We start from the raw sequence: 13,682 nt of genomic DNA, 5'->3' as shown, positions 1-13,682 counted from the left end.
TCCCGGTGGTGGAGAGGTGCTCAGAGGGTGAGCGGATCGATCGGCTGGGTGTCTTCGAGAAGGTGCGCCGGCGTCGCGCGTGACGGGGCCAGAGGGAGGGTGATCGTGAAGGTCGCGCCGCCGCCGGGAGTCTCGGAGACGGCCACACCTCCACGCAGCGCCTTCATGATCGATGCGACGATCGCGAGTCCGAGACCGGACCCTCCGGTCTCCCGCGCACGCGACGTGTCGGCGCGCCAGAAGCGCTCGAAGATCTGATCGCGGATCTGCGGCGGTATTCCCTCTCCGTGGTCGACGATCGAGATGCTGCCCGTTCCACGGACGCGGTCGGCGTCCACGACGATCTCGAGGGGGCTGTCGCCGGGCGAGAACCGCCGCGCGTTGCCGAGCAGGTTCGTGACGACCTGCCGCACCTTGTTCTCCTCGCCGAGCACGATCGGCGGCGTGCGAACGGGCACATCCGTCGCCTCCGTGAAGTCGATCCCCGTGATCTGCGGCACAGCAGAGGTCCGCGGTCGTCGGCGCAGCCGTCCGAGCGTCGCGCGGGAGAGAGCGCCACGCGGAGCGGGTGCCTGATCTGCGGTCGCGATCGGGGTCGGTCGGGTCGTGACGTCGATCAGCGGCGCCTCGACGGTGCGGTCGATCACGGTCACCGTCCGCCCCGGAGCGGCGGCGCGCAGATCGAGGGCGGCGTCGCGGGCGATCGGACGCAGGTCGAGAGCCTCGATCTCCGGCTCGCGCTCCTCATCGAGGCGAGCCAGAGCGAGCAGGTCCTCGACGAGCACGCCCATGCGGATCGCCTCCTTCTCGATGCGCTCCATGGCCCGCGCCGTGTCCTCCTCGCCCTTGATGGCCCCCATCCGGTACAGCTCCGCATAGCCGCGGACGCTCACCAGCGGCGTGCGCAGCTCGTGGCTGGCGTCGCCGATGAACCGGCGCATGTGCTGCACGGTCCGGTCGCGTTGCGCGAGGGATCCGTCTACGCGATCGAGCATCGTGTTGATGGCGGTGTTGAGGCGTCCGACCTCGGTCGTGGGCTCGAGATCGGTGAGTCTTTGGCTGAAGTCGCCCTTCGCGATGGACATCGCCGTCGACTCCACCTGGCCGAGACGTCGGAACGTCAGCGTGACGAGTCCTCTGGTCAGAAGCGCGGCGATCAGTATGGTGACCAGAGCCACCGTGATGTAGATGCCGAAGAACTGGCTGATGATGCGGTCGGCGTAGTCCAGGGGCATCGCCACCATCTGGATGCGGAGTGCGCCGTCGCCGTCCCCCGGCAGGAGAGCGACCGCCGCGCGGAAGTCGGCGCCCTCCGTGCCGGCGAGGGGGAACACGCCGTCGCCCGCGTTCTGTGCATCCAGCAGCGTGTACGTCGAGGGGAAGAGGGGCTTGCCGTTCGCCGAGTTCCCCGTCGTGGTCTGCAGCACCCCCTCGCCGTCGTAGATCGCGACGAAGAAATCACGCGGCGATTCGCGCGGGGTGTAGACCGTCCTGCCGTCCTCGAGCGTCATGTCGAAGTACCGCGGCGCGAGATCCGCCGAGACGAGCGCGGGCAGCTGCGCCTCGATGTTGCCGACGAGGGAGTTCCGCAGGATGGGCACGGTGCCGATCCCGGCGAGCAGGAGACCGAGTGCGAGCACCGCGACGGTCACGCCCGTGACCTTCGCCCGCAGGCTGATCGCTCGCCACCATCGGGTGACCGCATCGGGCTTGTGCGCCATGCGGCCTCCTTCGGTCGTGGTGCGTGTCTGCGTGGCTCGGGTTACTTGCCGACCTTGAGCATGTAGCCGAAGCCGCGCTTGGTCTGGATGACGGACTCCTCGGTGTGCGGATCGATCTTGCGCCGCAGGTAGGAGATGTAGCTCTCGACGATGCCGGCATCGCCGTTGAAGTCGTACTCCCACACGTGGTCGAGGATCTGCGCCTTCGACAGCACGCGGTTCGGGTTCAGCATGAGGTAGCGCAGCAGCTTGAACTCGGTGGGGCTGAGCTCGATGGGCTCCTTGCCGACGTGGACGTCGTGGGTGTCCTGATCCATCGACAGCTCGCCGGCGCGGATGATCGACTCCTCGTCGGCCTGCATGGTGCGACGGAGGATCGCCTGCGCACGTGCCACGATCTCGTCGAGGCTGAACGGCTTCGTCACGTAGTCGTCGCCGCCGGCGTTCAGCCCCTCGATCTTGTCGTCGGTGCCGTCCTTCGCGGTGAGGAAGAGAATCGGGGCGGTGAAGCCGGCTCCCCTCAGACGCTTGGTGACGCTGAACCCGTTCATGTCGGGCAGCATGACGTCGAGGATGATGAGGTCCGGCTCCTCCTCGAGCACCGCCGAGATGGTCGCGGCGCCGTTCGCCACCGTCTTCACCTGGAACCCGGCGAAGCTCAGACCCGTCGAGAGGAGGTCGCGGATATTGGGTTCGTCGTCGACGACCAGGATGCGCGCATCAGTCATGTCCCCATTATGGTGACTCCGACCATGCGGATGCTGACTATCCGTCGGAGCGGCGGTCACGCCGCGATCGCATCCGCATCCATGATCGTGTAGCTGTACCCCTGCTCGGCGAGGAAGCGCTGACGGTTCTGCGCGTAGTCCTGGTCGATCGTGTCGCGCGCGACGAGCGTGTAGAAGCTCGCGGTGTGCCCTGACTGTTTGGGCCGCAGCAGCCGTCCGAGGCGCTGAGCCTCCTCCTGACGGGAGCCGAAGGACCCGGAGACCTGGATCGCCACAGACGCCTCGGGGAGGTCGATCGAGAAGTTCGCGACCTTCGAGACGACGAGCAGCTGGATCTCACCCTCGCGGAACTTGCGGTACAGCTCCTCGCGTTCGTCGACCGGCGTGGCGCCCGTGATCTGCGGCGCGTCCAGCGCCTGCGACAGCGTCTCGAGCTGATCGAGGTACTGACCGATCACGAGGATCTGCTCGTCGGGGTGCATCGCGATGAGCTCACGAACCGCGTCGATCTTCGCGGGCGCGGATGCCGCGAGTCGGTAGCGCTCGTCGTCGGTGGCGGCGGCGTACTCGAGCCGGTCGCTCGGGGGCAGGTCGACGCGGACCTCGTAGCAGACCGCGGGGGAGATGAACCCCTGCGCCTCGATCTGCTTCCAAGGGGCATCGAACCGCTTGGGGCCGATGAGGCTGAACACGTCGCCCTCGCGCCCGTCCTCACGCACCAGGGTCGCGGTGAGGCCGATGCGACGGCGCGCCTGGAGGTCGGCGGTGAGCTTGAAGACGGGAGCGGGCAGCAGGTGCACCTCGTCGTACACGATGAGGCCCCAGTCGAGCGCGTCGAGCAGGGCGAGATGCGCGTACTGTCCTTTCCGCTTCGCGGTGAGGATCTGGTAAGTCGCGATCGTGACCGGCTTGACCTCTTTGGCCTGACCGGAGTACTCGCCGATCTCCTCGGGGGTGAGGCTCGTGCGCTTGAGCAGCTCGTCGCGCCACTGGCGCGCCGACACGGTGTTGGTCACGAGGATCAGCGTGGTGGTCTTCGTCGCGGCCATCGCACCGGCGCCGACGATGGTCTTGCCCGCGCCGCAGGGAAGCACGACGACCCCGGATCCGTCCTTCGAGAACGCGTCGACGGCATCCTGCTGGTACGGGCGGATGTGCCAGCCGTCCTCCGCGAGCTCGATCTCGTGCGGGGTGCCGGGGGTGTATCCGGCGAGATCCTCCGCCGGCCAGCCGATCTTCAGGAGCTCCTGCTTGATCTGCCCTCGCGCCCAGGCGTCGACCACGAAGGCGTCCGGGGCCGGGTGTCCGATCAGCAGCGGCTGGATGCGTTTGTTGTTCGCGACCTGGGCGAGCACGGCGGGGTCGGTGGAGCGCAGGATCAGGGTGCCCTCGTCGTCGCGCTCGATGACGAGGCGTCCGTAGCGGTTCACGGTCTCGCGCAGGTCCACGGCGACGGACGGCGGCACGGGGAACCGCGACCACCGGTCGAGCGTCTCGAGCATGTCCTCGGCGGTGTGCCCCGCCGCGCGGGCGTTCCAGAGCCCGAGGCGGGTGATCCGGTAGGTGTGGATGTGCTCGGGCGCGCGCTCGAGCTCGGCGAAGATCGCCAGTTCGTGACGGGCGCTCTCGGCATCGGAGTGGGCGACCTCGAGCAGCACGGTGCGATCGCTCTGGACGATCAGGGGGCCATCAGACATAGCTGTCCAGTTTACTGCTCGATCACGGTGGCGGCGCGGATGCTGGACACGGGCAGCGTGCGTTCGACGTCGGCCGCCCTGTCGCGTCCGCGCAGGCGACCTCCGCCGAGTCCGGTGGCTTCGAGGAGGAGGTCGCGCGTGCTTCCGTCCGGCATGCCGACGGTGACCTGCAGCAGCGCTTTCGCCCGCACCGCCGCCTCGAGTTCGCGGTCGAGCCAGGCGGCGTCCGCGTCCGGCCCCTGGTGCGATCGGAGCTTCTCGATGAGCGCTGCGTAGTCGGGCGCCTCCGTGCGGCCGGAGGAGGGCGGCGCGTGCCGCTCGCCCGTGAGCAGGGCGCCGTTCTCGTCGACGAGGGTCGCGGGGTAGCGGGCGTCGGCGAGCGCCCAGTACACCGTGTCGCGCCCCACGCGAGTGGTGAGCGAGCCCCCATCCTTCGAGAGCGCGAGCGGACGGAGGGCCTGATCGACGGCGATGGCGTCGACGATGTGCGGGTCGGCGCTCTCGATGCGCGTTCGGCCGGTGTCGGGGTCGCTCGAGACCCGCACCAGTCCGTGCCGCTGAGAGGTCTGCGCCACGAGGTAGCGGAGCGGCTGGGGGATGCCGGTGAGTGAGATCGTGTCGAGGAACTCGACGAGCGACTCCTCCGTCTCGCCCGCGACGAGTGCGCGCGCGATGGATTCCGGAGTGAACCGGTACGTCGATGCCTGTGCCGCGGATTCGCGGGTCGCGATGGTGCGCAGCCGCACATCGAGAGCAGGGGCGAGCGGTCCGGGCGAGATGGCGGTGAGGTCGTTCTGCAGGAAGATGCGGTCGACCTCTGCAGGCAGAAGCGCTGCGAGCGGTTCGGCATCGGGCTCCTGACCGAGGCGGAGGGAGACGGCCCAGGCCGGTTCGCTCCCGTCGTCGGCCACGAGGCCGAGCAGTCGTGCGCGCTCACGCAGCCCCGAGCTGAGGTCCGGCCAAGCGGGGTCCCACGGATGCGCCTGCGGCCACTCGTCGAGCGGCACCCACCCGCCGTCGGCGGAACGGATGCCGCGGGGCAGCGCGCCGCGGAAGCCCTCGGCCAGCCGGGCCCATCGGGTCGTGGCTCCGTGGCGGAGCCACTCATCGGCGGTGGCTCCGGCGCGCAGGCGACGGTCGTCGGCGGACAGGAGTCCGGCCGCTGAGGCGATGGTCACGAGTTGATCGACGTGTTCGGTCGGCACGCCCGATTCGGCGAGCTGCCGCTTCTCACCCGCGCTCAGCGTGCCGCCCGCGAGCAGCGCCAGCGGTTTGTCGCGAGCGAGGAGCAGGAGGTCGGCGATCGTCGCGACCGTCGTGAAGGCTCGCTCAGCGGCGTGCGCGGCGGAGTGCTCGCCGGCGATGGGCTGGTCACCGCTCTGCGGGGACGCGGGGGCCGCGCGCTCGGAAGCCGCTGCCGCGACGGGCGCGCTGACTTCTCCGTCTGCTCTGACCAGGGCGAGGCGTTCGAGGGTGCGCCGATCGTCCGAATCCTCGCCGATCGTGCCGCCGGCCGCGAGGGTCTGCAGCGCCGACGCCTCCGAACGGGTGAGGGTCGGGAGGATCTTCGCCAGGGAAGCGGGCTCGAGCAGAGCCTCGGCCGCATCGAAGAAGTCCTGCCATCCCACCTCCGATCGCACACCGCGCGCGGTGAGGAGATCTGCCAGATCCGCATCGCTCATCGCGGCCAGCTGTTCGGCCAGGGGCCGGGCGTGCGTGCTCATGCCTGGTTCCTCAGGGCCGCGATCCCGCGCGACCCTTCCGGATGAAGCTCATGATCAGCAGCACGATGATCATCGCGAAGGCCGCGGGGAGACCCCAGTAGGGGATGGCGGCGACCACCGGCCATACGCTGGAGCCGAAGTCCTCCTGCTGCATGCCGACCGCCGTGCCGATGATGATGGCGAAGAAGCAGATGATGGATGCCGCAGCGAGGCCGAGCGCGGTGAACGTGAGGACGTAATCGATCCGGCGCACCGGCACCTCGGGTTCGGGGCTCTGACTGCTCATCCCGCTCAGCCTAGTCGCTGGGCGGGATCACGGGCCCCGCGCGCGACGGTCGCATCCTGCGGTGCTCCCCGCGCGCGATCCCCGTCACCGGTAGGCTGGATGCGGTCGCACTGCGCGGCCGTTCAGCTCCACACCGATTCAGCGAGGTTTCTCCCATGCCCACCGGCAAGGTCAGGTTCTACGACGAAGACAAGGGTTTCGGCTTCATCGCCTCCGATGACGGCCAGGACGTCTTCCTGCATGCCTCCGCGATGCCCGCGGGCACGGCCGTCAAGGCGGGCGCACGCGTGGAGTTCGGTGTCGCCGACGGCAAGCGCGGGCTTCAGGCGCTCTCGGTGCGCGTGCTCGAGGCTCCGCCCAGCCTCGCCAAGGCCAAGCGCAAGCCGGCCGACGACATGGCGATCATCATCGAGGACCTGGTGAAGCTGCTCGACGGCATCGGGGGAGACCTGCGTCGCGGCCGCTACCCCTCGTCCGGTCACGGTCGCAAGATCGCCGCGGTTCTGCGCAAGGTTGCCGATGACCTCGAAGCCTGACGCCGACGAGCGACTGCTCGACGCGCACGACCTCGCGCTCTCCGCGCTCGGGGAGATCACGCCCGCATCGACGGTCGGACCCGCCGCCGGCTACCTCGTCGAGGACGACGGCTCGGTGTCGCTGCGTTTCGAGAACAGACTGGCCGGCTACCCCGGGTGGTACTGGACGGTCACCGTCGCGCGTGTCGACGACGAGGATCCGACGGTGCTCGAGATCGAACTCCTCCCCGGTGACGGCGCGCTCCTCGCCCCGGAATGGGTGCCATGGGCTGAGCGCCTCGCCGAGTACCGCGCCCATCAGGCGGAACTCGCCGAACAGGCCGCGGCTTCGGCTGCGGCTGCAGGGGTCGAGGAGCCGGCGGACGAGACCGGCGACGACGACAGTGACGACGACCTCGATGACGTCGACGAGGATGACGACGCCGACCTCGAGGACGATTCCGACGGGGAAGACGACCTCGACGACGACGAGGATGACGACGACCTCGACGACGACGAGCTCGCCAGCGAGCCGCGCCCGGTGCACGGCGGCGACCTCGACGGAGTCGACATCGACGAGCTCGACGATTCGGATGAGTCGGACGATGACGATGACCACGCGGACGAGGACGACTCCGACGACGACTCGGACGAGGACGACGACTCGGACGACGACGAAGACTCCGACGAGGACGACGACGACCTCTATGTGGACGACGACGAGGACGACTCCGACGACGAGGAGTGATCGTCCGCAGCTACGACGAAGGGGACCGCGCGAATCGCGCGGTCCCCTTCGTCATGGCCTGGGGCGTCAGACGCCCTGCTGCTCCAGCACGTAGTCGAGCGAGCGGGTGAGCTGACGCACATCGCCCGGTTCGATCGACACGAACGTCGCGACACGGAGCTGGTTGCGGCCCAGCTTGCGATACGGCTCGGTGTCGACGATTCCGTTGGCGCGCAGCGTCTTCGCGATGGCGGCGGCGTCGACGGACTCGTCGAAGTCGATGGTCACGACGACCGGCGAGCGATCCGCGACGGCGGCGACGAAGGGGGTGGCGACAGCGGATGCCTCGGCCCAGTCGTAGAGGATGCCGGAGGACTCGGCGGTGCGCGCGCCGGCCCAGGTCAGCCCGCCGTTGTCGATGATCCAGCCCAGCTGGCTGTCGAGCAGATGCAGGGTCGTCAATGCCGGGGTGTTGAGCGTCTGGTTCAGGCGCGAATTGTCGACGGCGTTCTTCAGGCTCAGAAACTCGGGGATGTAGCGGTCCGACGCGGCGATGCGCTCGATGCGGTCGATCGCGGCAGGGGAGACCGCGGCGAACCACAGGCCTCCGTCGGAGCCGAGGTTCTTCTGCGGGGCGAAGTAGTACACGTCCGCCTCGGCGGCATCGAAGTCGATGCCTCCTGCGGCGCTCGTCGCATCGATGACCGTGAGCGCCGCGTCCGCGGCCACGCGCCGCACCGGCGCGCTCACCCCGGTGGAGGTCTCGTTGTGCGGCCAGGCGTAGACGTCGACGCCGTCGACGATCTCGGCGACGGTGCTCGATCCCGGCTCGGCCTTGCGGACGTCGGGCTTCTCGAGCCACGGCGCCCCGGCCGCGGCGGCGAACTTGCCGCCGAACTCGCCGAACACGAGGTTCTGACTGCGACGCTCGATGAGGCCGAAGGCCGCGGCATCCCAGAAGGCGGTCGACCCGCCGTTGCCGGTGATGATCTCGTACCCGTCGGGCAGGCGGAAGAGGGCGGCGAGGCGCTCGCGCACGCTCCCCACGAGGTTCTTCACCGGCGCCTGACGGTGCGAGGTGCCGAGCAGCGAGGGGCCGTCGGCGATCAAGGCGTCGAGCTGCTCGCTCCGCACCTTCGAGGGGCCGCATCCGAAGCGGCCGTCGGCGGGCAGGAGGTCACGGGGAATCTCGATCGGCATGCGTCGATTCTAAGGCGTGCCCCCCTGTCGCGACCGCCTGCGTGACGCCCCGATGTCGGTGCGGGAATGTAGGCTTGCCTAAGAAGACCCGGAGGGCCACATGACCGACTTGATCGACACCACGGAGATGTATCTCCGCACCATCCTCGAACTCGAGGAGGAGAACATCGTTCCCCTGCGCGCGCGCATCTCGGAGCGACTCGGCCACTCCGGCCCGACGGTCTCGCAGACGGTCGGCCGCATGGAGCGCGACGGTCTGGTGATCGTGTCCGAGGACCGCACGCTCGAGCTCACCGAGGCGGGTCGCCGCAAGGCTGTCGACGTCATGCGCAAGCACCGCCTCGCGGAGCGTCTCCTCTCCGACGTCATCGGCCTGGACTGGGCATTCGTGCACGACGAGGCCTGCCGGTGGGAGCACGTCATGAGCGAGCAGGTCGAGCGTCGTCTCGTCGAGCTGCTCGGCCACCCCACCGAGTCGCCTTACGGCAACCCCATCCCCGGCCTCGATCAGCTCGGCGACGCACCGGCCCGCACGTTCGACGAGGGCGTCGTCGGACTCGTGCGCAAGCTCAACGCTGCGGGTGCCCCGATCGAGGGCACGGTCCGTCGTCTCGCCGAGCCCGCCCAGGTCGATCCCGAACTGCTGGAGCAGCTGCGTGACGCCGGCGTCGTGCCCGGTGCCAAGGGCGACTACCGGTTCAACGAGGGCTACGTGCTGATCCAGATGGAGGGAAAGGACGAGGGGCTCGAACTCCCCGTCGAACTCGCCTCCCACATCTTCCTCGTGGGCGAACCCGTCTGAATCGGCTCTGACCAGGCCTTCTGGCGCTCCCCGACGATTGCCAGGTTGGCAGGGTGACAGGATCGTTATCTTCCGGTAACCTCGGTGAAGTCGTCGGCGAAGAAGCCCGCTGACGATACCCGAGAGGATTCGCCTTCCAGGCTCGTCGTCTTCTCGGTAACAACGCACAACGTACCCGAGCTACATTCGTGCCCCGAGAGCATAGTGCCGACGAGCCAGCGCAACCCGAGCGTGCAGGCGCAGGAGGATCACGTTTTGGCCACAGACATCCAGTCCGCGAACACACCTGAAGAACGACCCGTCGCACGCCGCACGACCACCCGGGTCAATGCGCGGACAGTGGTGAAGCCTCTCCGGTCGATCGCGATCTTCGGAGCGGTCGGGGCCCTGGTCGCCGCAGTCGCGCTTCCCGCGTACGCCGCCACCAAGCCCGCCGAGAACGCGACCACCGTCCAGCAGATGGCCGCCGTCGACGCGCAGTCGCTCGTGGTGGCATCGCAGGCGACCTCCGCTCCGCTCAGCCGCGGCACGTTCACCGCCACGACCCCCGACGAGATCGAGAAGAAGAAGGCGGAGGAGGCCGCAGCTGCCCGCGCGGCTGCCGCAGCCGCAGCAGCCTCGGTGTCCACCGGCACCGGCGGCCGCACCTTCGACGTCGGCGCCTATGCCCTCGTCTCGCCCGGCTCCGGTGAAGTGCGCTATCCGCTTCCGCAGGGCTCCTATCACGTCAGCCGCACCGTCGGCGGGGCGCACAACGGCGCGGACATGCTCGCCCCGCAGGGCACACCGATCTACGCGGCCGCTGCGGGTGTCGTCCGCCAGTCTGCCGAGAGCATCGGCGGCTACGGCGTCGCAGTCATGATCGACAGCGTCGTGGGCGGCCAGCGTGTGCAGACCACCTACGGCCACATGACCTACGGATCCCGCCAGGTCTCGGCGGGCGAGAGCGTGGCCGCGGGCCAGCTCATCGGCTTCGTCGGCAGCACCGGTCGGTCGACCGCCAACCACCTCCACTTCGAGGTCTGGGTCAACGGCGGGCTCCTCGAGCCGATCGCCTGGCTCGCCGCGAACGCCGGCTGACGCGCGTCCTTCGGTCGCCGACCGCCTGACACGCTCCCGAACGTTCATCCGTCGGTTGGGCCGAACACCCCGCTGCATGGGTTAGCCTGAACCCGTTGTCGCACAGGCGGGAGAAGCTGATGGATCGAATACCGAGCATCCGCACCATGGATGCCCTCGGTCGTCACGTCCTTCAGCATCGGCCGCAGGGACGCCACGGTGCTGCCGTGCGCAGAAGGCGCTGTCACTAGACAGCGCCTTTTTCCGTCCCTGCGAACGCTCGCGTCGGTGCGACCTCGTGTGAGTCGAGAGTGCCGGGAAGCCGTCCCGGCGGATCGAGAGGATGACGATGCGCACACTGGTACTGAACGCGGGATACGAGCCTCTGGCGATCGTGTCGTTCAAGAGGGCCCTGGTCCTGGTCATGAATGACAAGGCCACGGTGATCGAGCGCGTCGAAGACGATCCCGTCTGGGGCAGCCATGGCGTCTACGATCGGCCGGCCGTCATCATCCTGTCGAGATACGTGCGCGTACCTCTGAGCCGCCGCGTCCCCGTGACGCGACGAGGGGTGCTGCGGCGCGACGACCACCGCTGCGGCTACTGCGGCAAGGCCGCTTCCACCATCGACCACGTGCTGCCCCGCTCTCGCGGTGGCGCTGACTCCTGGGAGAATCTCGTCGCCTGCTGCCTGCGCTGCAACAACATCAAGAGCGATCGCACCCCGCAGGAGATGCGCTGGGAGCTGCGCATCACGCCCCGCCCGCCGCATGGCACGGCCTGGACGGTGCGCGGCACCGAGCGGAGCGACCCGCGATGGGAGCCGTATCTGGCTCTGGCCGCGTGAGGGGCGAGAGGCCGGTCACGTAGACTGGACTCCACGCCTTCGTAGCTCAGCAGGATAGAGCAGCCCTCTCCTAAAGGGCAGGTCGCTGGTTCGAATCCAGTCGAGGGCACTCCATTCGAGACGCGGTCAGTCGCGACCGCGGCGCCACAGCTTCGACGGCCACCAGATCACCCGGCCCAGGTCGTAGGCGAGCGCGGGTACGAGCAGCGATCGCACGACGAAGGTGTCGAGCAGCACGCCGAAGGCGACGATGAAGGCGAGCTGGACGAGGAACAGGATCGGGATCACCGACAGCGCCGCGAACGTCGCTGCCAGCACGAGGCCGGCCGATGTGATCACGCCGCCCGTGATCGACAGTCCGCGCAGCACGCCCTCCCGGGTTCCGTGAGCGAGCGCTTCCTCCCGCACGCGCGTCATGAGGAAGATGTTGTAGTCGATGCCCAGAGCGACGAGGAAGACGAAGCCGTAGAGAGGCACGGCCGGGTCGGCACCGGGGAACTCGAAGAGATCGTCGAAGACCAGCGCGGAGACGCCCAGTGCCGTGCCGAACGACAGCACCGTGGTGACGATGAGCAGCACCGGGGCGAGTATCGACCGCAGCAGCAGCATGAGGATCAGCATGATGACGACGAGGATCACCGGGATGATGAGGGTGCGGTCGTGGATCGAGGCATCGTCCGTGTCGATCGCCGTGGCGGTGACGCCTCCGACCAGCCCGTCGAGCTCGTGCAGCGATGATCGGAGATCGCGCACGGTTTCGCCGGCGGCATCCGAATCCGCGGCATCCGTGAGCGTCCCCTGCAGGAGGACGTTCCCGTCGACCACCGTGGGCGCAGGCGCCGGGGTTCCCGGCGGACCGACGGCGCTCACCCCGTCGCCGGTCACGGGCGCCGAGCCGCTCGGGGAGTCCGACGCGGTGACCGAGACGCCGTCGATGCCGTCATCGGCGAGCAGCACGGCGGCGGCCTCCTGGAGACGATCCTCCCCGACCACGACGTAGACCGGGCTGCCCGAACCGCCGGGGAAGTGCTCGCCGAGGGCGACCTGTCCGTCGCGCGCTTCCGACGCGCCGAGAACGAGATCCGATTGGGGGACCCCCGACGCGTTCAGCTGCAGCGCGCCCGCCGCGCCGGCCAGCAGCACCAGCGTCGTGGCGATCCAGATCACCCGCGGTCGCTTGGTGATGAGCGCCGCAAGACGCGCCCACAGACCCGTGGTGCGCATGCCGTGCTCGTCCGCGACGACCTCCGGTTCGAAGCGCGGTCGGCGCGGCCAGAACACCGCGCGCCCGCAGAGCAGCAGCAGCGCGGGGAGCAGGGTGAGTGCCGAGAGCATGGCGAACACGATCCCGATCGCCGCCACCGGTCCGAGGGTGCTGTTCGACTTGAGGTCGCTGAGCAGCAGGCACAGCAGCCCCGCGATCACGGTGCCGCCCGAGGCGACGATCGGCTCGACGGACCCCTTCCACGCGGCGAGCAGGGCCGCACCCTTGTCCTTTGCGACACGCAGCTCCTCGCGGAACCGCGCGACGAGGAGCAGCGCGTAGTCGGTGGCCGCGCCGATCACGAGGATGAACAGGATGCCCTGCGTCTGACCGCTGAGCAGCAGCACCTCGAACTTCGCGAGCCACCAGACGACCAACAACGCCACGCAGAGCGCGAACAGGCTCGTCGACAGCACGACGATGGGCAGCAGGAACGACCTGTACACGAGAACCAGGATCACCAGGACGGCGAGGAGCGCGACTCCGAGCAGCAGGCCGTCGATGCCCGCGAATCCTGCGACGAGGTCGGCGCTGAAACCGGCGGGGCCCGTGATGTAGACGGTCACGCCGTCCGGCGCGGCGGCACGCAGCTCATCGCCGAGGGCGGTCACCGCATCGGCGAGCTCGGCTTCCCCGTCGATCGGGATGAACGCTTGCACGGCCTTGCCGTCGTCGGAGGTGAGCGCGGGCGAGACGTCATCGCTGACGCCGTCGACCGACGGGGCGTCTGCCACCGCCTCCGCGATCGCGGCGAGCTGCGCGTCGGAGAGCTCGTCATCGGCCACGAAGACGGCGATCGCCGGGATGGCGTCGCTGTCGCTGAACTCCCCGAGCAGCCGTTGCACCTGCGTGGCATCCGACGATTCCGGCAGGTAACTCGTCCGATCGTTCGACGACACCTCATCGACCTTGCCGAAGAGCGGACCGCCGAGGCCCGCACCGACCAGCCACACGAGGATCAGAGCGACGGGGATCAGGACACGCGCGGCGGATCGACGCCTGGTCCGCCGACGCCTCTCGCGCTCCGGGGCCTCGAGCTCCGGGGCCACGCGCCCCGGAGCCGTCGTGTTCGGGGCGTGCTCGGGACGAGACATCGGAGTCCTTTCGAAGGA

The 13,682-nt window shown here is 69.0% G+C and carries 12 protein-coding genes and 1 tRNA gene; 6 read left to right on the top strand and 7 right to left on the bottom strand.

The annotated features are described in order from the left end of the window. Positions 1-20: 20 nt before the first annotated feature. From FSY98_RS03385 to FSY98_RS03365, 5 genes are read right to left on the bottom strand one after another with little or no spacing between them, the layout of a single operon-like run. Entirely contained in the window at positions 21-1,721 is a 1,701-nt protein-coding gene (locus tag FSY98_RS03385) for a cell wall metabolism sensor histidine kinase WalK (RefSeq protein WP_144873976.1), read from the bottom strand. 41 nt (positions 1,722-1,762) lie between these two features. Further along, on the bottom strand, positions 1,763-2,449 hold the full coding sequence (locus tag FSY98_RS03380; protein WP_096714949.1) for a response regulator transcription factor: 687 nt from the start codon (positions 2,447-2,449) through the stop codon (positions 1,763-1,765). A 56-nt stretch (positions 2,450-2,505) separates the two neighbouring features. Further along, positions 2,506-4,146 (bottom strand): DNA repair helicase XPB, encoded by a 1,641-nt coding sequence (locus tag FSY98_RS03375; RefSeq protein WP_144873974.1) that lies wholly within the window; start codon positions 4,144-4,146, stop codon positions 2,506-2,508. An 11-nt stretch (positions 4,147-4,157) separates the two neighbouring features. After that, complete coding sequence (locus FSY98_RS03370; protein ID WP_144873972.1) at positions 4,158-5,870, bottom strand: helicase-associated domain-containing protein; 1,713 nt, start codon at positions 5,868-5,870, stop codon at positions 4,158-4,160. Positions 5,871-5,880: 10 nt separating this feature from the next. Beyond that, on the bottom strand, positions 5,881-6,156 hold the full coding sequence (locus tag FSY98_RS03365; protein ID WP_144873970.1) for a multidrug ABC transporter ATPase: 276 nt from the start codon (positions 6,154-6,156) through the stop codon (positions 5,881-5,883). Between the two features lie 155 nt (positions 6,157-6,311). On the opposite strand from FSY98_RS03365, the gene FSY98_RS03360 reads away from it, so the two are divergent. Next, positions 6,312-6,692: a cold-shock protein gene (locus FSY98_RS03360; RefSeq protein ID WP_144873968.1), complete on the top strand. Its 381-nt coding sequence runs from the start codon at positions 6,312-6,314 to the stop codon at positions 6,690-6,692. Further along, entirely contained in the window at positions 6,676-7,419 is a 744-nt protein-coding gene (locus FSY98_RS03355; protein WP_144873966.1) for a DUF3027 domain-containing protein, read from the top strand. The genes FSY98_RS03360 and FSY98_RS03355 overlap by 17 nt, the downstream gene beginning before the upstream one ends. A 66-nt stretch (positions 7,420-7,485) precedes the next feature. On the opposite strand, the gene serC is transcribed toward FSY98_RS03355, so the two are convergent. Continuing rightward, entirely contained in the window at positions 7,486-8,598 is a 1,113-nt protein-coding gene (gene serC / locus FSY98_RS03350) for a phosphoserine transaminase (RefSeq protein WP_144873964.1), read from the bottom strand. A 100-nt stretch (positions 8,599-8,698) separates the two neighbouring features. Between serC and FSY98_RS03345 the strand changes: the two genes are divergently transcribed. The 4 genes from FSY98_RS03345 to FSY98_RS03330 all read left to right on the top strand — a co-directional run bounded on the left by FSY98_RS03345 (position 8,699) and on the right by FSY98_RS03330 (position 11,415). Continuing rightward, positions 8,699-9,400: a metal-dependent transcriptional regulator gene (locus FSY98_RS03345; RefSeq protein WP_144873962.1), complete on the top strand. Its 702-nt coding sequence runs from the start codon at positions 8,699-8,701 to the stop codon at positions 9,398-9,400. A 339-nt stretch (positions 9,401-9,739) separates the two neighbouring features. Continuing rightward, positions 9,740-10,480 carry a M23 family metallopeptidase gene (locus FSY98_RS03340; protein WP_260857245.1) on the top strand — a complete coding sequence of 247 codons (741 nt, stop codon included), beginning with the start codon at positions 9,740-9,742 and terminating at the stop codon, positions 10,478-10,480. Positions 10,481-10,808: 328 nt separating this feature from the next. Next, the gene (locus tag FSY98_RS03335) at positions 10,809-11,306 is read left to right on the top strand and encodes an HNH endonuclease (RefSeq protein WP_144873957.1); all 498 of its coding nucleotides are present in this window, start codon (positions 10,809-10,811) and stop codon (positions 11,304-11,306) included. A 35-nt stretch (positions 11,307-11,341) separates the two neighbouring features. After that, positions 11,342-11,415: transfer RNA gene (locus FSY98_RS03330), tRNA-Arg, on the top strand. 17 nt (positions 11,416-11,432) lie between these two features. On the opposite strand, the gene FSY98_RS03325 is transcribed toward FSY98_RS03330, so the two are convergent. After that, entirely contained in the window at positions 11,433-13,664 is a 2,232-nt protein-coding gene (locus FSY98_RS03325; protein ID WP_144873955.1) for an MMPL family transporter, read from the bottom strand. Positions 13,665-13,682 lie beyond the last annotated feature (18 nt).

The organism is Microbacterium sp. 1.5R (genome assembly GCF_007667425.1).
Classification (GTDB): Bacteria; Actinomycetota; Actinomycetes; order Actinomycetales; family Microbacteriaceae; genus Microbacterium.
Note: the sequence above shows the minus strand (reverse complement) of the source record. Positions and strands in the feature narration are given on the sequence as shown.